Source organism: Bartonella sp. AP7XZML (genome assembly GCF_042195745.1).
GTDB lineage: Bacteria > Pseudomonadota > Alphaproteobacteria > Rhizobiales > Rhizobiaceae > Bartonella.
The window spans coordinates 121,556-143,205 of the sequence record NZ_JBHIOT010000095.1 but is presented as its reverse complement, the minus strand read 5'-3'; the positions used below and the strand labels follow the sequence as shown (position 1 = coordinate 143,205).

The window sequence follows — 21,650 nt, the reverse complement described above, 5'->3', positions numbered from 1 at the left end:
CGATATGCTCTTATTAATTTTTGCAGCATTTTTTCTGATTTTTCTGGCAAGTGTTCTTTTTCTTTCACTACGGTTTGACGATGAGATAAAAAAAGAATGGAAAGTTCAAACCGTGGATGGTTATAGAAGCCATAAGCGTATGATTGAGTTTAACAAGCTTTATATGCATTATAAAAAAAGGAATATTCTTAAGGCTTTAAGTATTTTGTTTGTTCTCCTTATGACATGGAATATTTATGGGCTGACAGGCAATCCAGAAGTGAAAAGTTATTTTTTTAGCGAATTAATGGATAAGGATCCTCAAACTCTTAGTAAGCAAGAAAAGCTTATTCGTTTACAAGTGCTTTTTTTCCGTGCACCTCATGATGGCAAGCTAGCAGATGCGTTAGCGGTAGGGTATCTCGAAGAAAGCCTTTTTCAAGAAGCAGTGAATACTTATTTAGATGCACTTCGTTTGAATGGAGAAACAGCTCCAAGGCTTGTAGGATACGGTTTAGCATTGGTTGGTTATGAAGGGGGAGTGATAACGCAAGAAGCGCAAAATGCTTTTCAAAAAGCAGCAGATTTAGCGCCAACAGATTTTTATCCACGTTTATTGTTGGCCGATGCATTGCATCAAGCAGGAAAAACTGCGCAGGCAGTACAATTTTTACAAAGCTTTCTTGATACAATGCCTGAAAATTTTTCAGGACAATCACGTGTTAAAAAAATGATGATTCAGTTACGTGATTTATCGAGTGAGCATACAAAGAAAAGAAATCTTGCACCTATGTAGAAGATGTGCAAAGCTCTTAAAAAATAAAATATTGATACTTAATTATAATGTATTTAAAATTTTTTCGCAGAGTGTCTATGAACAGTCAATCTTTAAAGAATTCTGCCTCATGGAAGGTTATTTTAGAGCAGCGAAAAAAAAAGCGCTTACTGATCATATTATTATGTTGTTTGGTTATAACAATTGCAGCAAGTCTCATAGTGTATGCAATGCGTCATGCGGTCAGTTTTTTTAGAATGCCCTCTGAAATTACAAGAGAAGATATTTTAACGGAGCGCCCTTTGCGTTTGGGTGGCTTTGTTGAAAAGGGAACTGTTCAATATGTTGGAGAGAGAGGTGTTGTTTTTTTTGTAACGGATAACAAAAAACATGAAAAAGTAGTTTTCAATGGTGCCTTACCGGATCTTTTTCGTGAAGGTCAGGGGGTGATCGTAGAAGGGCATTTCGATAAACAGGGCTTTTTTATAGGGATGCGTATTTTAGCAAAACATGATGAAACTTATATGCCTAAAGAAACAGCTGATCGTTTGAAAAAACATTACATTATGGAGAAATAATTCGATTGTGCTTGTCGAACTGGGTCATATTTTTTTAGCTGCAGCATTTTCAGTAAGCTTATTAGGGGCATTTTTACCTGCTTTAGGTTTTTGGTGGAGAGAGCGTTTGTTAATGCAAACAGTTGTTCCTCTAACATATATCACTTTTACATTACTGCTTTTATCTTTTTTAGTGATAATTTATGCTTATGTTGTATCTGATTTTTCTGTTTTGAACGTTGTTGAGAATTCTCATTCAGAAAAACCGATGCTCTATAAAATTACAGGTGTTTGGGGCAACCACGAAGGCTCTATGTTGTTATGGGTTTTAAGTCTTGCTTTTTTTAGCGCATTGATGGCTTTTTTTAGCCAACATTTGCCAGAAGATTTTAAGACGCTTGTTTTAATTTGCCAAAGTTGGATTACAACTGCTTTTCTTTTATTTATTCTTTTTGTATCCAATCCATTTTTACGCGTAAATCCACCAGCATTGCAGGGAAATGGTCTCAATCCTCTTTTACAAGATATCGCATTAGCAATTCATCCACCGCTACTTTATTTAGGTTATGTCGGTTTTTCACTTTGTTTTTCTTTTGCTGTTGCGGCATTGATTATGGGACATGTTGATAGAATTTGGGCGCGTGGGATTCGTCCGTGGCTTTTACTTGCTTGGTGTTTTTTGACATTGGGTATTATGGTTGGCTCTTATTGGGCTTATTATGAGCTAGGATGGGGGGGCTATTGGTTTTGGGATCCTGTTGAAAATGTTTCGTTTATGCCTTGGCTTTCAGGAACGGCTCTTTTACATTCTGCTCTTGTTCTCGAAAAACGAGAAATATTGAAAAGTTGGACTCTGTTTTTAGCGCTGCTTACTTTTTCCCTTTCTCTGATGGGAACTTTTCTTGTGCGTTCTGGGCTTTTAGTTTCTGTTCATAGTTTTGCTGTTGATCCAGCACGCGGGCAAGCAATTCTTGCTCTTTTATTTTTTTTTACGGGAGCTGCTTTTCTTCTTTTTGCTTTGCGTACCCCTATTTTAAAAACAGAAAGATTTTTTCAACCAATTTCACGTGAAGGGTTTATTGTTTTAAATAACTTGTTACTGACAACAATAACAGCAACAGTATTGATTGGTACGCTTTATCCTTATTTTATTGAGATATTAACAGGGCAAAAAATTTCTGTAGGGGCTGCTTTTTTTAATCTTACCTGTGGACCGCTAATGGTTTTGCTGTTGTTGTTTGTTCCATTTGGGACAATGATGGCATGGAAACGCGGTGATTTTCTTGCAGTTTTTGAACGCTTGTGGTTTGTTTTTGTATTGGTTGGTATCGTCTGTTTTATAATATTCTATGCGACATCTGTGCGTGATATTTTTGTAGTTTTAGGGATTGGGCTTTCAGCGTTTGTTTTTTTAGGCAGTTTAGCGGATCTATGGGGAAAGAGTGGATATGGCAAGAGAGCTTTTTCAGTACGCGTTAAGAGATTTCTTGGATTGCCATGGTCTACTTTTGGTGCAGCAATAGCACATATGGGATTAGGCGTTACATTATTTGGTATTGTTTGCGTAGCAAGTTTTGGGCAAGAACGTATTTTAATCATGAACGTAGGGGATAGGGTGACGATAGCGGATAAAACGCTTCATTTTGATGCAGTGTATGATGGTGTTGGTTCGAATTATTCGACAATGGAGTTTTATTTTAAAATATATAAAAATAAAAACATTGTAGGTCATGTAACAGCCTCAAAGCGATTTTATTCAAGCCAAAATACATCAACAACAGAAGTTGGTCTTAAAAATCATGGCTTATCACAGCTATATATTGTACCGGGACATATTGATAATCGGGGTCTCGTTGTGCACGTATGGTGGAAGCCTTATGTAATATGTATTTGGTTAGGGGCATTCATGATGGCTATGGGGGGATGTCTTTCTCTTTTGGGGTATTGGTTTCGCATTGGCATGTACAATAGGGTAGTGCTTGCTTTAAATTTTTGGAAAAGACATTGAGATGAAAAAAATTCTTTGGATTGTATTTTTTTTAATTGCAACGTTTCCTTTTCGATTAGCAATAGCAGTAGAGCCGGATGAGATTTTAAAGAATAAGATTCTTGAAGCGCGAGCACGCCATATTTCATCGCATTTACGTTGTCCTGTTTGTCAAAATCAATCAATTGATGATTCAGATGCTGCTTTAGCACGTGATTTACGGCTTTTAATTCGGGAAAGGCTAAAAATGGGCTATAGTAATCAGCAAGTCACTGACTTTCTTGTTGAGCGATATGGTGAATTTATTCTCTTGAAACCACCATTGAATAAGATAACTTGGTTTTTGTGGTTCTCGCCTTTGATCATTATTATCATTGGCGTAAGTATCATATTTTTCCACTTCAAACGAAATAATCATGCGTTATGTGAATGAAAAAGAACAGTCAAAAATGTCATTGCATTAAAAAAAATGTTACATAAAAGAAAAAAATCAGATCATCTGCAATGAGCAGACAATCTTATTGTAATTATATTAGGGAATACTGAAACCTTACAAAACTTTAATAATTTAGACAGAAAACGGTAAGGTCTGGTATTTTATAAGTGATCGGAATTGAAATAAAGGTATGATTGAATAGGAGCATAGAATAAATGGTTAAAAAGGCTTTCTTTAAAACATTTGTCGCAGTGAGTTTTTCTGCGATATTGGAAAGTGCACTGTTTTTTAGTGGATGTACATCAAGCTTGTGGATGACAAAGGCTCATGCAAGTTCTGTATTTACTTCGTTAATGCAACAACAGGGATTTGCCGATATTGTTGCTCAAGTGAAACCAGCCGTTGTAGCAGTACAAGTAAAGAGCAATAAAAAGAAAGAAGATAGGTTCTTTAGCAACTTTTTTAGTGGTCCAGGACTTGATCAATTACCAGATCAGCATCCTTTAAAAAGATTTTTTAAAGAGTTTTATGATTTTGATAAACCTAAAAATAAATTTCCGCACCAATCGCAGAGACTCCGTCCTGTTGCTTTTGGATCGGGTTTTTTTATTTCATCTGATGGTTACATTGTGACCAATGATCATGTGATTTCTGACGGAACAAGTTATACTGTTGTTCTTGATGATGGTACAGAATTGAACGCAAAGCTCATTGGGAAAGACCCAAAAACCGACCTTGCCGTATTAAAAGTGAATGATAAAAGAAAATTTTCTTATGTTGATTTTGGTGATGATTCAAAGCTTCGTGTTGGGGATTGGGTTGTTGCCATTGGGAATCCATTTGGTCTTGGTGGAACTGTGACAGCAGGTATTGTTTCTGCACGTGGACGTGATATTGGCACTGGTGTGTACGATGATTTTATTCAGATTGATGCTGCTGTTAATAGAGGAAACTCTGGTGGTCCAACGTTTGATCTTAATGGAAAGGTTGTTGGGGTTAATACAGCAATTTTTTCTCCTTCTGGAGGAAATGTTGGGATTGCTTTTGCTATTCCAGCAGCGACTGTAAAACAGGTTGTACAACAACTTATTGAAAAAGGTTCAGTTCAACGTGGTTGGTTAGGTGTTCAGATCCAGCCGGTAACAAAGGAGATTTCCGATTCAATAGGATTGAAAGAAGCCAAAGGTGCTTTGGTTACTGATCCGTTAAAAGGACCGGCAGAAAAGGCTGGTATTAAAGCGGGTGATGTAATTATTTCAGTGAATAATGAAAAAGTTGCTGATGCGCGTGAGCTGGCGAAACGTATTGCAAATATTAAACCAGGAGAAATGGTAACCATAGGGATTTGGAGATCAGGTAAGGAGGAGAGTATAAAGGTTAAACTCGCTTCAATGTCTGAAGATGAAAGTAAGAAAGAGACTTCAAAATATTCAAATGGACAGAGTGATTTAGATGAAACATTGGAAGATTATGGTTTGATTGTTATGCCTTCTGATGATGGTGTAGGGGTTGTCGTAACGGATGTCGATACCGATTCAGATGCTGCAGATAAAGGGATACGCCCTGGTGATATCATTGTGACAGTAAATAATAAACCAGTTAAACGAGTCTCTGATATTATTAACACAATCAAAAATGCTCAGCAGTTAGGACGAAAGGCTATACTCTTACAAGTGCGAACAAATGATCAAAATCGTTTTGTTGCTCTTCCAATTTTCAAAAAATAAGGCTTTAGTTGTAGGACAAATGTTTATTAAATATTTGTCCTACAACATAATAAAATAATGGAGATACGTTTTATGAAGATACTCGTTATTGAAGATGATCATGAGACGGGGCATTATCTCGAAAAAGCATTTTTGGAAGTAGGGCATTCTGTTGATGTTGCTTATGATGGAGATACGGGATACGCTTTAGCAACCACGGAAAATTATGACGTTATGGTTGTTGACCGAATGCTTTTGCATCGTGATGGTCTTTCTATTATTGCTGAATTGCGCGCTAAAGGCAATGAAACACCGGTTCTTATTCTGTCTGCTTTAGGGCAAGTTAATGATCGTGTAACGGGGCTGCGTGCAGGGGGAGATGATTATTTGACAAAGCCTTATGCTTTTTCTGAACTTCTTGCGCGTGTTGAAGTTTTACAACGGCGGAAAAATCCTAAAGAAGCAGAAACTGTTTACTGTGTAGGTAATCTTGAGCTTGATCGGTTAGCACATACGGTAAAACGAGGTGATAGAAACATTCTATTGCAACCACGAGAGTTTCGTTTACTTGAATATTTGATGCGTTATGCGGGGCAGGTTGTTACACGCACTATGCTTTTGGAAAACGTTTGGAATTACCATTTTGATCCACAAACGAATGTCATTGATGTCCATATCTCTCGTTTGAGAGCCAAAATTGAAAAAGATTTTAATGTTCCCCTTCTCCATACAGTGCGTGGAGCTGGATATATGCTGAAAGTACCAGATAACAAAGCATGAATCGTTTGATTAATATAATGCGCACGACGGCGCTAAGGCTTTCAGCACTTTACATTTTATTGTTTGGATTGGTGGCAACAGGACTTTCTATTTATATGACGGCATTTTCTGCTTCATTGTTAACAGAGCAAACTGAACAGGCTTTACATGAAGAATTAAAGTATATTGAAAATGCTTATAATTATGGGGGATTATCCTTATTAATGCGCACTATTGATTATCGTTCAAGACAACCAGGAGCATTTCTTTATCTTGTTACAGATTCTATGGGGCGTATTTTAGCAGGAAATGTAGCACGTATTGAATTAGGTCTTTTGAATCAGAGTGGTTTTATTTCTACCTCTTTTTTGTATTCCCGTTTTGGAGAACATGGCAAAACAAGTGAACATCGTGCTTTGGCGGTTATTGTTGATTTACCTAATGCTATGAAGATTCTTATAGGACGTGATTTGGATGAGCCAGAACGTTTTGCTGTTGTTATTCGCAAAGCTGTGATCATTGCACTTGCTGCAATGGTTGGAGGCGCTTTACTCATATGGTTTTTTGTTGGCAGGAGAGCTTTACAAAGGATTGATCATGTAACGGCTGCATCACAGCGCTTGATGGATGGTGATTTCAGTGGGCGTTTACCTGTTTCTGGAGTAGGGGATGAGTTTGATCGATTGTCAACCAATCTTAATGTTATGTTAGACCGCATTGAAGAGTTAAATATTGGTTTACGTCAAGTATCAGATAATATTGCTCATGATCTGAAAACGCCGTTAACGCGTCTTAGAAATCGCGCTGAAGAGGCGCTTTCAGGAAATAAGACAAAGCTTGAATATCGTCAGGTCCTTGATAGGGTTATTGCAGAATCAGATCAACTTATTTGTACGTTCAATGCGATTTTAATGATTTCACGTATTGAGGCCAGCAGTGCAATTGAACATCTTGAAATGATGAATATGAAACTGATCCTTGAGGATGCTGTTGAGCTTTACGAACCTTTTGCTGAAGAGTCAGGTGTTTTACTTCAGTTGGGAGATATATTTGATAAAGAGCTAAAATTGAATCGTGAGCTTGTTGCGCAATCAATTTTTAATCTTATAGATAATGCAATTAAATATGCGCCTAAAGGTGGAAGGCAAGCGAAGGTTTGCTTATCAATGGAATATCGTGATGAACATTTATTAGTTGTTGTGAGCGATAATGGACCAGGAATAGCAGAGGATAAACGTGAAAAAGTGACAGAACGATTTGTTCGTCTTGAAGAAAGCCGCACACAACCTGGGTTTGGGATTGGTTTAAGTATAGCAAAAGCGGTTATGAAGCTTCACGGGGGTGAATTGTTACTTGAAAATGCAAATCCAGGGCTTAGGGCTGTTTTGTTATTTCCTTAAAGATATTTTTCTTCACTTTTCATACGTAACAACTATTTTAAAAGTATAAAGCAATAGAAAGGAAAGCAAAATGCTTTTCAAGGGAGCACAGACGAAACAAGCTTTTTTAAAAACACAGCTTCTCCCTTTATGTCCTCTCGATAAAAGTGGTTCCCAATGGTTAAAAGACATGGAAGAACAAGCAAGGAAAGAAGGTTTAGAATCGCTTGTTGCCATCATTTCAGAGAGTGGAACGCAGATTGATTTTATCAGTTCGGTTATGACCTTATCTCCTTTTTTGCGTGAGGTTTTAATTACCAACCCATCATATCTTAGTGCTTTATTAAATGTTGATATAGAAACAAGGCTGAGCGAAATTATAGATGATATTACAGCTATTGATAAGGATGAAGCTATAAATGAAACTTCATTGATGGCTGCTTTAAGGCGCAAAAAACGAGAAGCGCATGTTCTTATTGCTTTAGCTGATTTGGGTGGTGTTTTTACTTACGAAGTTTCATGTGCTTGGTTGACACGTTTGGGCGAAGCAGCATTAAGTGTAGCACTACGTTTTCTATTAAGAGAAGCGCATGATCATGGTAAGATCAATTTATTAAGCCGTGAGAATCCAGAAAAAGACTGTGGTTTAATTATTTTAGGGATGGGAAAGTTAGGAGCAGGGGAACTTAATTATTCTTCTGATATTGATCTTATTGTTTTCATTGATGAAACATCACCTCATATTGGTAATCTTTCTGAAAGTGTTGACGTATTTTCTAAAATGGTACGCCGATTAATCCGTATCATTCAAGAACGCACTGCGGAAGGATATGTTTTTCGTCTTGATTTTCGTCTTCGTCCAGATCCAGGTTCAACCCCTTTGGCCTTACCAGTAAGGACTGCATTGCGTTATTACGAAGGGCGTGGGCAAAATTGGGAACGAGCAGCCATGATTAAAGCACGTCCAGTTGCTGGTGATAAGAGGGCAGGTTTTAACTTTCTCAAAGAGCTTTTTCCCTATGTGTGGCGGAAATATTTAGATTATGCTGCTATTGCTGATATTCATTCGATCAAACGTCAAATTCATGCGCATAAAAATTACGGTCAAATTGCAGCTTATGGGCATAATATAAAGTTAGGTCGTGGTGGTATTCGTGAGATTGAGTTTTTTGTTCAGACACAGCAGCTCATTGCTGGTGGACGTTTTCCTCAATTACGTGGACGTCAGACAGTTGCAATGTTAGCAGAACTTCACACGCTTGGTTGGATCAGTGAGAAAACGAGAAATAGCCTTATAAAAAGTTATGCTTTTCTTCGAAATGTGGAACATCGTATTCAAATGCTTTTCGATGAACAAACACATCTTCTTCCAAATGATACTGCTCAATTCACGAGTGTTGCCTATTTAATGGGTTATCAAGACAGTAGCAGTTTTATCCGTGATTTATTAAAAACACTTCAGATTGTTGAAAAACATTATGCTGCACTGTTTGAGAATGAGCAAGAACTTGGTTTAGAAATTGGTAATTTAGTTTTTACCGGTGAAGAAGATGATCCGGAGACATTAATAACGTTAAGCCGTTTAGGCTTCGAAAGAGCAAGTGATATTTGTCGTATTATGCGCACGCTCCATTTTGGTCGTTATAAAGCAACGCAATCAGCCGAAGCACGCGAGAGATTAACGGAATTAACACCAGCTCTTTTGAAAGCTTTTGGTGGGACAAAACGAGCTGATGAGGCGATGTTGCGTTTTGATGGTTTTTTACAGGGCTTACCTTCAGGAATTCAGCTTTTTAGTCTTTTGCAGTCTAATCCTTCTCTTTTGGATATGCTTGTCCTTATTATGGGGGCTGCTCCACGTCTTGCAGAAATTATTACACGCAGGTCCCATGTTTTTGATGGAATGTTAGATCCGAATATTCTTTCAGAATTACCGACCAAAACGTACTTAGAAAAACGGCTTGAATATTTTCTTGAAAATGTTCTTTCTTATGAGGAAATTCTTGACCATTTAAGGATTTTTGCAGATGAACAACGTTTTTTGATTGGTATTCGAATTTTAAACGGTACAATTACAGGAGAAAGAGCGGGTTTTGCTTTTACTGCGCTTGCTGATCTTATGATTACAAAAACATTTGCTACCGTTCAAGAGGAATTTTCTCGTCTTCATGGTCGTATTAAAGGAGGGCGTGTTGGCATATTGGGTATGGGGAAGCTTGGAAGTCGCGAATTAACAGCAGATTCCGATGTTGACCTCGTTTTGCTTTATGAACACGATGATGATGCAGAAATATCTGATGGAGAAAAGCCTCTTTATATCTCTCAATATTATACGCGTTTAGCACAACGCCTCGTTTCTGCTTTATCCACTCTTACAAGCCAAGGTATTCTTTATGTCGTTGATTTAAGGTTACGGCCATTAGGCAATAAAGGACCTATTGCTGTTTCTTTTCCATTTTTTAAAAAGTATTATCGCCAAGAAGCATGGATATGGGAATATCTTGCTTTAACAAGGGCTCGAGGCATTGCAGGAGACCCTGATTTTTTACAAAAGCTAGAAAATGAAGTGTGTGCAATTATTGCTATTTCTCGTGATAAGAAGGAAGTTGCAAAAGAAGTATGTGAAATGCGTGCCTTGATTGCAAAAGAAAAGCCGCCAAAAAATCAATGGGATTTAAAAACGATGTCTGGTGGTATTATGGATTTGGAGTTTATTGCTCAATTTTCTCTTATTACGCATGTCATTGAGTTTCAAATTGGAGCAACGACAGCGGATATTTTAGATCACTTACCAAACAGTTTTCTTAATCAGTCATGTATTGCTGATTTACATTATGCCTATCGTCTTTATACAAATTTGAGTCAAATTATACGGCTTTGCTTAAATGATTCTCTTGATCCCAATGACATGCCACCTGGATTAAGTGACCTTTTGTTGAATAGTGTTGGGGAACCTGATTTGCTTCGTGTGGAAAAATTAATTGCAGAAACTGAGCAATTGGTCTGTTCAGTTTTTACAAAAATCATGAAACATTAAAATAATTCTATAAGAATAAATAAAAATTATTAATTCCATTTTTATATATTAATTTTTGTCTTTCATTTCATAGACGCTTGAGAGGGTTAGAGTGAAGTTCTCTACTGTTTTTTCAAGTGTGATGAAAAAATTCTCCATTCTAGGTATCATTCTTTATACAAAAAGCGATGAGTGATTAATTTAGTGAATCATATTTTTTATGAGCGTTATCTCATTTTTTCAAAAAATTGACATTATAATTATTTATATTATTCCAGATAATAATGATCAATATGAAGCTATAAAAGCTACCATAGATTAATAGCTTCTGGAAATTATAAATAATATTTAAGCTTTATTTAAAACTAATTTTAATTTTTTAACTGTGTCATTTTTGCTATAGATTTTTTCAAAAAATTGTGAAACGATTTATCATTATTTATGTATCACATTAGCTTTTAGGGGAGCAATTATGATTACAAAGTATTTAGCCTCAACATCTATATTTTCTTTAATTTCAATTTCTGTAGTACAGGCGTCGGATATCGTTATTCCTGAACAACCTGTTCCTGTTATTCCAGCGCCTGCTTTGTCTTGGACAGGATTTTATCTTGGAGGACAGATTGGTAATTTTTCAGGTAAAACAACTGCAAGTTATTTAAAACATGAGACAGGGATATGGAATCCAATTGGAAAGGAGAATTTACCTAAACTTTCTGGTTTTATCGGGGGAGTTTATGCGGGTTCCAATATTGATATCGATAATAGTTTTATTATAGGTATTGATACAGATATTATGTGGTCTGGTAAAAAGGATTCTAAAGATGTCAATCTACCGAAAAAAAGTCCAACTGAAGAAACACCAAAACTTGTAGAAAAAACAAGTCTAACAAGAGATTTGCATGAGGAGGATTCGACAACACCTATTAAAGCTGTACGTCATACTTTAAAACAAAAATGGGCTGGTGCTACACGGGTGAGAGTTGGTTTTGCGATTGAGCGTATGATGCCTTATATTTCTGGAGGGATTGCTTATACGCAGCTTCAGAATATTTTTGGGTTAGTTACTGATAGCAAAAATGGAGAAGTTGATTTTTCTGATTGGTTGCATGATGAAAAAAAGACCATGATTGGTTATACCCTTGGAGGTGGTATTGATTTTGCAATGACTGATAATATTATTGTACGTGCAGAATATCGTTATTCAGATTTTGGCAAAAAGAAGTTCATACAGGATAAATTTGAAATGGGCTACAAGACAAATGATTTTCGTGTGGGTGTAGCTTATAAATTTTAATTTTTTGCAGAATTAAACACTTCAAAAGTCTCATTTTCGAATGAGGCTTTTATTTTTCAGATATGTTCTAGTAAATATCCTTTACTCAAAAGAGCTACTATTTTATTCGAACAATACTTTGATTTGTAAATATAAATTACTTTTTGTCATGTTGAGTGAGAGACCCAAGTGTCATAAGATTTTCTCATTTTAAACCTATACCATATTGAACCAATCAAAACCATGTTTTTTGCACGTCAAAAAGAGGGGGCGTCGTGAGATAAAAACATTAAAGAAAGAATAAAAATGCTTCTTATGAACCATCTTAAGTGCTAAAGGCTGTCGCTACATTAGGGGGTGGCAAAGTGTGAGATTTTGATACTAGCTTGCTTTTCCATAAACGTGAAGATGGTGTTGCTAAATGGACTTAACATTACATCATTCATAGGTACCGTCGGGAAATGGGTTTGGGTGCTTTAAAAGATGCTTTTTTAAACCAACATGTGAATTGGCAAGCTAATGGCATTTTATTTTATTTGAAAGATCTTTCATACAATCAACTTTTCTGTTTTGCGGTATCGTAAAATATTTTATTTAATAACAAAAAGCTCGCAAAAAATTCTAAAGAACGTAAAATTACATCCGCAATATAACTCAATAATAAAATAATTATAAAGAGTATTATAAAGTGATTTATAGGAAAAAATAGAGAGAAAATTAGGAATTTATTGAGACATAAAAAACATTATTACCTATGTCTGTTATCGAAATATAATCTATTATTTTTCCTAATTTTTTAATGTACGATAATAAATTTTGAGTGAAATAGTAATGGATCATTTCAAATCTATTTACGATAAATCATTCAACATCATTTGTTTATGAATCACAAGTAGGTTGGGTTATTTAAATTATATACTTTAGTTATTATTTGGCTTTTTTAGCCATTGATTTTCAGGTATAGAAGCTGAATGAGCTTCTCTATTATTCTATAAAATATCATCATTGTAGTAATATAAGGATTTTACGCATTAGATGCTTTTGGAGGAGTGGATGATGAAATTCAAAGCAGGGTTTATGTGTAGAGCTTTGTGAAGTAAATCACATGCGCAATTAGCAGCTGGAACCCGTGAGACAAGAATCCGAATTATTTATAAATCAGATGTGGTAGAATTTTCGTCCTTTAGAGCGGGAAGGAAGAAAACCGATAAGTTTGTAAAAAGCTAGTCACATAAGTTGGGGCAGCAGATGGAACTGTCTGAGAAAAATTGATCTATTGACAGAGAAGGTGAAACTTTATCTTTTAAGGAGAAAAAGGGAAATAAGAATTATGATTTCCAAAGGGATATGAAATAAAAATATTTTTATTTTTGGTTGTTTGGGCAACTATGAAGGTGTTTAAAGATTAATTGTTTCAGTACATGCAATCTCGTTTTTGGGGTTGATAATGCTATAACGTTGTAATTGGCAATGCCATTGATTTTGTAAGCGTTCAATGGAAAATAAATTAAAGCCTGCGGGCGGTTTTTTATCACCAAAAGCTTGTGATGCGGAAGGAACACCAACAATAGGAATTTTTTTAATTGGTCCTTCAATGTAATTCAATGTGGGTAAATGAGTATGTCCGTGAAGAATAAGCTCACAACCGTGGTATTTGATAACGTCTAGAAAACGTTTTATATCCCGTAGTTTTTTATGCCAAGACGTTGCCTTTGGAAAGGGGGGGTGGTGAATCATGACGACACGAAAAAGGTTGCGCTGTGCTGCTTCCTTTAAAAAGAGCGGTAAAGTTTGCGCTTGCATTTTACCAAAATAGCCAGAAGCTTGAAAAGGCAATGTCGCAATGGCCGAAGAAGCTGCTATGATGGCAACATCTTTGCGAATGCGCATATAAGGAAAGGCACTTTTTTGAGAGATGTCACCTGTAATCCAAGGTTTAAAGAGAGTGCATGCTTTTTGTAAAGCGCCGCGGACATAGGCATCGTGATTTCCAAATGTCAAAGAAATATCTTGAGGTTTTCCTAGGTTAAGTAGCCAACGATGAGCTTGTACAAATTCTTTATCGAGAGCAAGATTTACAAGATCACCAGAGATCACAAGGTGATCAGGTTTTGTTTTGTTCAAGGCATCTATTAAAGTTTCTAGGACATCTGTTGCCATCTGACTCTTACGTTTTTTTTGCCAGTTCAGATAACCGGTAAGACGTTTCCCAGAAAGTTCAAAAAGGGAAGGTTGCGGGAGAGGGGAAAGATGTACATCCGATATATGGGCAAGATAAAACATAAAAGCTCGTAAAGTATTAAAAACGATTTAAAGAATAAACATAAGATAAGTTAGTGCTTAAAGGCAAGAAAGATTGTAAAATGAAAATTAGCTTGCAAAAAAGAATGTCTCAAGCGGAATGTTCCAAATAGAATATCCCTAATAAAATATCATTGTGTTGTAGATTCACATATTTGTAAAAAAAACATTTCTCAATGCGTTTGAGCTAATTTCACGATGGTACTCGATATTATAATGGAAAGCTTCTGTGAACTATATAGGGCTTACTGTACACTACCATCTCTACACTTATACAAGGTGCAAATAAAAAACATCATACTATTTTCCCCAATTTTATGAAAATCCTTGCTTTGCTTTAAGAGGATTCATAAGAGGTATTTCACTCTTTTCTTCAATGGTTTCTATCCATACAGCATCCCTTCTAATAATACGCAAGAGAATGTTTTTTATTGTTTTAATATGAGGATATTGGAAATAAGGAGAATTCCACTGTATTTTGAGTTATAAATCAATACGTTATCTAATTACAAAAGACAAGTAAATACATAAAAGAATAAGCTGAATTTTAAAACTATTAGACGAAATCTCAGACTTTTTAACGGCCTTCATAATACCACATGCTGCTCAACAGTAAAAGGCAAGCAAGCAGTGCAAAAAAACCAGAAAATATCGAAAAATAAAAGGTATTGATTAAACGGGTTTCTGTTGCTTCTTTCAGAACAATTGAATGTGCTGGGGAAGAGGACGGACTTGTTTTTGATTGAATCAGCTTAAATGGAGGAAGATGAATGTTTTCTTTTCCTTCAGGGTGTAAACGTCCGATGTAGCCACCAGTGTGCTTAATAATGGGGGCTAGTTTTTCTTGTGTTGAAATCAAGTCAAACAACTCAAGATTATCGAGCATCCCTACAGAAGAAAGTATTGTTAAACCGCCATTTTTAATGTTAAAAATTCCTGTCTCATCAGTGGTCACAGTTGCAGTAAAAAGGCCTTCTTTCTCTTTGGTCAGAGTAATATTTTCTTTTTTTCCAGAGGGAAAGATTATTTCAGCGGGTTCTGGATGGTCTTTTAGAGTTTGGCGGCGAATTGTTAAATGATGATGGCTGCTGGTCGCACTTAATTTTTCTTCCTCAAGTTCTGGTTCTTTCATGAGCCAATGGGCAATACGACGATAAAGAGCAGCATAAGGACCACCGCCTTCGAAACCTCGTGCCCAAAGCCAACTTTCATCAGAAAGCAACATGCCTACACGTCCTTTATCAACATGCGAGAGAAGTAAAAGTGGTTGTTCATCCGCTCCTTTCATGAGGGCGATTCCGTTATTTATGTTTTGAATAGCAATTTGTCGCAACCATTGCCCCCATTGAGAAGCGGGAAGGTTAAGTGTTGCAAGGCCCCTTGTGACAGGATGGCGCTCACCTTCTTTGGTTAATGTGGGGCGAAAAGGTTTTTCAATAATAGTTCCATTAGGCAATGCCGGTAGAATGCTTATTAAAGGTGTTTTCGCAAGTGAGTTTTTTTGGGTAAATTCAGGTCCTGTTACCATCAACAATGCACCCCCCTTTTGTACATATTGGGCGATATAATCATAATAGATTAAGGGGAGAACAGTAGAGTGCTGGTAGCCATCAAGGATGATGAGATCAAAGTTATTAATTTCTTCAACAAAGAGTTTTCTTGTGGGAAAGACCACTAAGGATAATTGGCTTGAGGGCGTATTATCTGCTTTGGTGGGGGGACGCAAAATAGTAAAGTGAACAAGATCAATATTGGAGTCACCTTTCAAAAGGTCTCGCCATGTCCGTTCTCCATTATAAGGAGCACCTGAAATAAGAAGAACGCGTAAATTTTCTCTGATTCCTTCAATAATTGTTATGGCGCGGTTGTTTTCCAAGCTTAGTTCACCTTTGTGTGGATCAGTTATAACTTGGATAATATTTTTTTCAGCATGAGGAAGGGTAATTTCAGTTTGAAAAATCACGCCAGGAGTTACAGAATAATGGCCAATGTCTTGTCCATTGACGCTTAGTGTAATATTTGCTTTCTCTGATATTGTTTTTTTGGCGGGGCCTTTATCTTCTACCAAAATGGAGAGCGTTTGTGGTTTGTTGACAAGGGCAAAGCGTGGAGGAGAAATAAACTTGATTTGGCGATCAAATTCATCTGAGTATCCTGTAATCAGGGCATTGAGAGGTGCTTCATGATGAAGGTCTGATAGGTCAGGGATGTCATGCACTTGTCCATCGGTGATAAAAATGGTTCCTGCATAACGAGAGAACGGTACATCAGATAGTGCTTGTGTTAAAGCTTCAAACAAATTCGTTGAGGGTGCATATCGATTATCAGCAAGTTTCCCAGCTTCAATAAAGCGTGGTTCAAATTGTGGATAATGCGCCAGTGTTTCGACTAATTGCCTGCGCGCTTCATCACTATCATTTGTACGTGTTCCAAATGATTGGCTTTTGCTGCGGTCAATGACAATGCCTACTGTGCTTTTCAGTGGTTCGCGCTGTTCTTTTATGATCATTGGATTGAGCAAAGCAAGGATAAGGGCGCTTAATGCCATCAGACGAAATAAAGAACCTTGCCGTTGCGTAACAAGACCAACAACGACAAAAAGAATCGATATTCCGCTTAAGAGCAGAATCCAAAAGAGTGGTAAAAAAGGCTGAAAAGTGAAAAATGATATCATTGCCTTCTTTCTCTTTTAAAGCGTTCCAAGAGTGCTGGAACATGAACTTGATCCGCTTTATAGTTTCCTGTAAGCACATAAAGGACAATATTTAAACCTGCACGAAATGCCCATAGACGTTGCATCGGATCATTGGGAACAAGGGGATATTTCCATGCCCCTTTTTCATCGAGTGCCCAAGCCCCGGCAAAGTTATTTGCGGTGATGAGAAGGGAGCTTACGTTATCGCCGTTGGCAAGAGAGTTTTTATTTTTTTTGTTTGTTGATGAGGATTCAACCCATAAAGGTGAACCACGGTAGAGACCAGGAAAATCTGGCATAATATAAAAAGAACGTGCAACAACATGATCTGTTGATGCTGGCTCAATGGATGGAATATTTAACTCTTTTAAGATATCTCGTAATCTTTGCGTTTCTGGAGTGGCATCTCCTTCAAGATTAAGATTGCTCTTTATCTGATCGCGCGTGTCAAATAAAATTGTTCCCCCATGTTTCATAAAGTTATTTATTTTTTCAAGGCTTTTGGGGGTTGGTATAGGACTCTTAACGTCAATTGGCCAGTAAATAAGAGGATAAAAAGAGAGTTCATCTTTATCGAGATCAAGTGCTGTAACAGAGCCAAGGGTAAGCATTGTGCGCTCTGCGATAAATTGACTTAACGCTTCTAGACCACTTTTACTCGTTGTATCAATTTCATGATTATTGGTTATAACATAGGCAAGATGTGTTGCGCCAGCAGCTTGTACACTATCATGATGATTTTCTATCGTTTGTGCATGAAGAATTGGAGCATATGCAAACAAGGCAATAAGAATTATGAGAGGGAGGAAAAACATATTATGCCGTTTATTGAAAGAAAAAATACCTCCCATCCATAAAATGAGAAAATTATCAAAGGCGAATAATAAGATGGCTAATCCTAAAAGTGGACCGATAAGATTTTTTTCTTTTGTATCGTAAGATAAAGGGCTTTTATTAAGAGAAGTTGGCAATGATGATTGTTTCATCAAGTGCGACGAATGAGTTAAGAGATTGAGTGCATAAAAATTGTTTTTGGTACCATAAAGTCCTGGGGGAGTATGGTAGGAAGGATGGGGTGGATTTTGAGAGTCAAAGATCAGAGGAACAACATCAGAGGGTGGTACTTGTAATTGTCCGTCAACGGCTATAGTTCGCCAAGGGTTTTGTATCACTGTTCTTTTTTCTTTGTGTGTTAGGTTTGTGTTTTCGTTAGAACCTAATGTGATTAATTTTTGCAGCATTTGTGCAAAAAAGCCAGAAAGAGGAAGGTTAGACCATGTTGGGTCAGGAGCAACATGAATGAGAATGAGGGTTCCTTTACCACGTTTTGCTGCGGTAACAAGAGGGGTTCCATCCGAAAGGCTAAGCCACGTTTTTTCAAAAAGATCTGGGGTTGGTTCTGCGAGGATTTGGCGCGAGACAGTAACATCTCCTGGAAAGGGAAGACCAAAGAAAAAGCTATTTTTTGCAAAAGAGGCAAGCTTTTGTGGTTTTGTCCAAGACATAATACTTCCAAGGGAACGTTGACCTGGGCGCAGTGGTATCGGAAGAAGGTTATCGTAATGTTCTGCGCTACTGAGTTTTTCTCCTGCAAAGCGGATGAGTGTTCCCCCTTTATTCACAAAATCAGAAAGTTTTTTTTCTGCTTTTGGGGGTATGTTAACAATGTCACCCATAATCAAAACAGATGGATTTTGTTTAAGCAAATGATTAATATCCGTTGAAAGTTCTCTTCCACCGGCTGTTATAAGCTGTGTATGACCTTGTAAGGCTTTGATAATGTAATAAAATGGAGCAAGTAAAGGCTGTGCCATTTCATTGGTATCGGGTGAGAGAAGAGCAACACGGCTTATCCTGTTATGGCTATCTACCAAGAAGGTTGCAGCAGCATGGTTTTGATTGTTTATTTTTATCCAAGCGATATCATTGCGTAGTTCAAGTGGTACATTAAAAGGAACAAGTGCTGTTGTTTCTCCTTCAGAGAAATTGTTCGTAAATTGACCGAGAAGTTGATTATTTGAATCGTAAAGGCTGAGTATAGCGGGAGTATTACTGTGTGTTGTTGAGCGGATAATACGCGCGCCCATGTTTCCATTGTTATTTTCTATGGATGTTATGCCGGTTAAATCGGAAATATCAGTCAAATACCACAAGAAGTTTCTAGGTTTTAATTCTTCAAGAAGAGCAAAAGCTTGCTCATCTTCATTTGTTTGTAATCCATCACTTAAATAAGCAATATCAAGAGGTTTTCCTTTGGTTATTTCGCTGAGTTTTTTGAAGGCATGCACACGGTTGACAGGCCAAGGACGCGGTTGCAAATGCATTAAATGCTGTTTTATAATCTTGGCTGGTTGGGGCTCTATATTGGAGATATTATTTTCAGCCGTTGCAACAAGATAAATATTTTTTTGCTGTTTTTCTGCCTGAGCAAGGAGTATTTCAGCGATAGAGATGCGCTGTTTCCATTCTTTTACAGAAACCCAACCATTATCAATAATGAGTGCGAGGGGTTGAGACCCAGAAAAGCTTATTGGTTTTTGATTCCAAGTGGGGCGTGCTAGAGCTATGATAACAAGTGCCGCTATGGTTAAACGCAACAAGAGCAACCACCAAGGTGTATGTTTTGCTGTTTCTTGTTGATGAGTTGGTTTGGGTAAGAAGCGAAAAGGGGGAAAAAGCTCTTTACGCGGAGATGGAGGAGTTATCCGCAACAGCCACCAAATGACCGGTAGGAACAAAAGCCCTAGTAACAGAAAGGGAGCAGCAAAACTCAAAGTGCCCTCCTTTTGTGCAATGGAGAGTCGCTCATTGTATTTGCAAGATGAAAAATGGTCTCTGTTAAAGGTTGATCTGTTGTACTAACGTGATAAGACCATCCTTGGCGTGCGCAAAAATTTACCAATTCTTGTCGCCTTGCGTGATATAGTTTACAATAGCTCTTACGAAGATCTTCTGCTTTAGTGGAAACATGTTTCTCTTTCGTTTCAGGATCCAAAAATTCTGTGTGACCTGTGTAGGGAAAGCTTTCTTCTGCGGGATCAGAAATTTCAATTAAATGAGCTGTCACCTGTTTTGTAGTTAAAACGGTTAAATGTTGGATGATTTTTTCAGGATAATCGAGAAAATCACTCATTATAATGACATGTGAAAAGCGTGTAATCGTTGAAAAATCCGGAAATGAATTTTCATCTGAATGATTTTCTAAAGCAAAGGCTATTCGTTCTACGACATTGGATGTCATTGTGGGGGACATTAAGTTGGGAATAGCAATATGTTCGCCACTGCGTGCAAGAAGGGATGCCAAGGTAAGGGTAAGAATAATAGCATGATTACCTTTAGAGATTTTAGAAAAGCGCGAACAGTAATGCATTGATGCGCTCTGATCAGGACAAAGCCAAACGGTTTGTGTCGTTTGCCATTCGTGTTCACGGAGATACGTATTTTCATCACGCGCTGAGCGACGCCAATCAATGCGGGTAATGGATTCTCCTTCCATATAGGGACGAAATTGCCAAAAGTTTTCCCCATTACCGCTTTTACGTTGTCTATGCCACCCGGTTATCAATGTATTAGCGATATGACGCGCTTGTAAAAGGAAATATGGCATTTTGCCAGTATCCTTATGCAGTTCATTTGCCAGCGACAATGGAGGCTTTTGTAAAACTTTTTTGCCAAGTGCCATTCAAAGAGCATCTTTCACAAGGTTATTGATAATATCTTTTACGGTTATATCTTCAGCACGGGCAGAAAAATTAAGAGCCATGCGGTGTTGTAATACGGGATAGGCCAATGCTTCAACATCATCAAGTGAAGGGGCTAAGCGTCCATAATAAAGAGCACGGGCGCGAACACAAAGTGAAAGGGCTTGTGATGCCCGTGGACCAGGTCCCCAAGAAACATAAGTATTAGCAAGGCTATTGTCTTTATGAGGGCGAGATGAGCGGACAATTTTTAAAATAGCTTCAATCACATTTTCTGAAAGAGGCATTTTGCGAACGATATTTTGAATTTTTTGCAATTTTTTGCCGGATAAAATTGGTTTTGCATTTGATTTTTTTTCTTTTGTTGTTTCTAAAATAATCCGACGCTCTGTTGTGAGGTCAGGATAGTCAATATCGATTTGCATCAAAAAGCGATCCAGTTGTGCTTCAGGAAGTGGATAGGTCCCTTCTTGTTCGAGAGGATTTTGCGTTGCAAGAACATGAAAAGGTTGTGGCAAATCATAACGGTTACCTGCAACAGTAACATGATATTCTTGCATAGCTTGTAAAAGGGCTGACTGTGTCCGTGGAGAAGCACGATTGATTTCATCGGCCATGAGAAGTTGCGTGAAAATAGGACCTTGAATGTATCGAAAAGAACGTTTACCGTCTTTATCGGAATCCATAATTTCAGAACCAATAATATCCGATGGCATTAAGTCAGGAGTGAATTGGATGCGTTTTTCATCAAGTCCTAAGACTGTTCCCAATGTTTCAACAAGACGTGTTTTTGCAAGTCCTGGAGCACCGACAAGAAGGGCGTGACCACCAGCAAAAATAGCGATTAAAGCATATTCGATTACCTGATTTTGCCCAAAAATAACTTTGTCAATTTCTTTTTGTAAAATATCCAATTCTTTGTGTGCCGTATCAATATCATCAATAATGACTTGAGCTTCATGATTGATATTGACCTTTTTTATAGAATTGGATGATGGATCATGTTGACTCATATTTCTTCCTTAAGGCGTTTGTCGCAAAAATGGTAATTTTCTCTGCATGATAATGGATATCTTATTGTTT

The 21,650-nt window shown here is 37.3% G+C and carries 14 protein-coding genes; 9 read left to right on the top strand and 5 right to left on the bottom strand.

Going from position 1 to position 21,650, the window contains the following annotated elements; all coding sequences use genetic code 11:
* Positions 1-4: 4 nt before the first annotated feature.
* From ACFILT_RS07640 to ACFILT_RS07600, 9 genes are all read left to right on the top strand, one after another.
* Positions 5-775: a tetratricopeptide repeat protein gene (locus tag ACFILT_RS07640; protein ID WP_375611159.1), complete on the top strand. Its 771-nt coding sequence runs from the start codon at positions 5-7 to the stop codon at positions 773-775.
* Positions 776-852: 77 nt separating this feature from the next.
* A complete protein-coding gene (gene ccmE / locus ACFILT_RS07635; protein WP_375678990.1) occupies positions 853-1,332 on the top strand; it encodes a cytochrome c maturation protein CcmE in 480 nt (159 codons plus the stop codon).
* Positions 1,333-1,339: 7 nt separating this feature from the next.
* Positions 1,340-3,319, top strand: coding sequence for a heme lyase CcmF/NrfE family subunit (locus ACFILT_RS07630; RefSeq protein WP_375678991.1), 1,980 nt, complete (start codon positions 1,340-1,342; stop codon positions 3,317-3,319).
* 1 nt (position 3,320) lies between these two features.
* Positions 3,321-3,731, top strand: coding sequence for a cytochrome c-type biogenesis protein CcmH (locus ACFILT_RS07625; protein WP_375678992.1), 411 nt, complete (start codon positions 3,321-3,323; stop codon positions 3,729-3,731).
* 218 nt (positions 3,732-3,949) lie between these two features.
* Positions 3,950-5,461 carry a Do family serine endopeptidase gene (locus tag ACFILT_RS07620; RefSeq protein WP_375611163.1) on the top strand — a complete coding sequence of 504 codons (1,512 nt, stop codon included), beginning with the start codon at positions 3,950-3,952 and terminating at the stop codon, positions 5,459-5,461.
* Positions 5,462-5,533: 72 nt separating this feature from the next.
* Positions 5,534-6,220, top strand: coding sequence for a winged helix-turn-helix domain-containing protein (locus tag ACFILT_RS07615; protein WP_375678993.1), 687 nt, complete (start codon positions 5,534-5,536; stop codon positions 6,218-6,220).
* Positions 6,217-7,599 (top strand): ATP-binding protein, encoded by a 1,383-nt coding sequence (locus tag ACFILT_RS07610; RefSeq protein WP_375652306.1) that lies wholly within the window; start codon positions 6,217-6,219, stop codon positions 7,597-7,599. Before ACFILT_RS07615 ends, ACFILT_RS07610 begins: the two co-directional genes overlap by 4 nt.
* A 70-nt stretch (positions 7,600-7,669) precedes the next feature.
* On the top strand, positions 7,670-10,615 hold the full coding sequence (locus ACFILT_RS07605) for a bifunctional [glutamine synthetase] adenylyltransferase/[glutamine synthetase]-adenylyl-L-tyrosine phosphorylase (RefSeq protein ID WP_375679839.1): 2,946 nt from the start codon (positions 7,670-7,672) through the stop codon (positions 10,613-10,615).
* Positions 10,616-11,066: 451 nt separating this feature from the next.
* Complete coding sequence (locus ACFILT_RS07600) at positions 11,067-11,891, top strand: outer membrane protein (RefSeq protein WP_375679837.1); 825 nt, start codon at positions 11,067-11,069, stop codon at positions 11,889-11,891.
* A gap of 1,377 nt (positions 11,892-13,268) precedes the next feature.
* Here the strand turns inward: ACFILT_RS07600 and ACFILT_RS07595 are convergent.
* From ACFILT_RS07595 to ACFILT_RS07575, 5 genes are all read right to left on the bottom strand, one after another.
* On the bottom strand, positions 13,269-14,153 hold the full coding sequence (locus tag ACFILT_RS07595; RefSeq protein ID WP_375679835.1) for a metallophosphoesterase family protein: 885 nt from the start codon (positions 14,151-14,153) through the stop codon (positions 13,269-13,271).
* A 595-nt stretch (positions 14,154-14,748) separates the two neighbouring features.
* Positions 14,749-16,845 (bottom strand): glutamine amidotransferase, encoded by a 2,097-nt coding sequence (locus ACFILT_RS07590; protein WP_375678997.1) that lies wholly within the window; start codon positions 16,843-16,845, stop codon positions 14,749-14,751.
* Positions 16,842-19,640, bottom strand: a complete 2,799-nt coding sequence (locus ACFILT_RS07585) for a DUF4159 domain-containing protein (protein WP_375679834.1) — start codon at positions 19,638-19,640, stop codon at positions 16,842-16,844. Before ACFILT_RS07585 ends, ACFILT_RS07590 begins: the two co-directional genes overlap by 4 nt.
* Positions 19,637-20,548, bottom strand: a complete 912-nt coding sequence (locus ACFILT_RS07580; protein ID WP_375678999.1) for a DUF58 domain-containing protein — start codon at positions 20,546-20,548, stop codon at positions 19,637-19,639. The genes ACFILT_RS07585 and ACFILT_RS07580 overlap by 4 nt, the downstream gene beginning before the upstream one ends.
* On the bottom strand, positions 20,549-21,580 hold the full coding sequence (locus ACFILT_RS07575; protein ID WP_375634232.1) for an AAA family ATPase: 1,032 nt from the start codon (positions 21,578-21,580) through the stop codon (positions 20,549-20,551).
* Positions 21,581-21,650 lie beyond the last annotated feature (70 nt).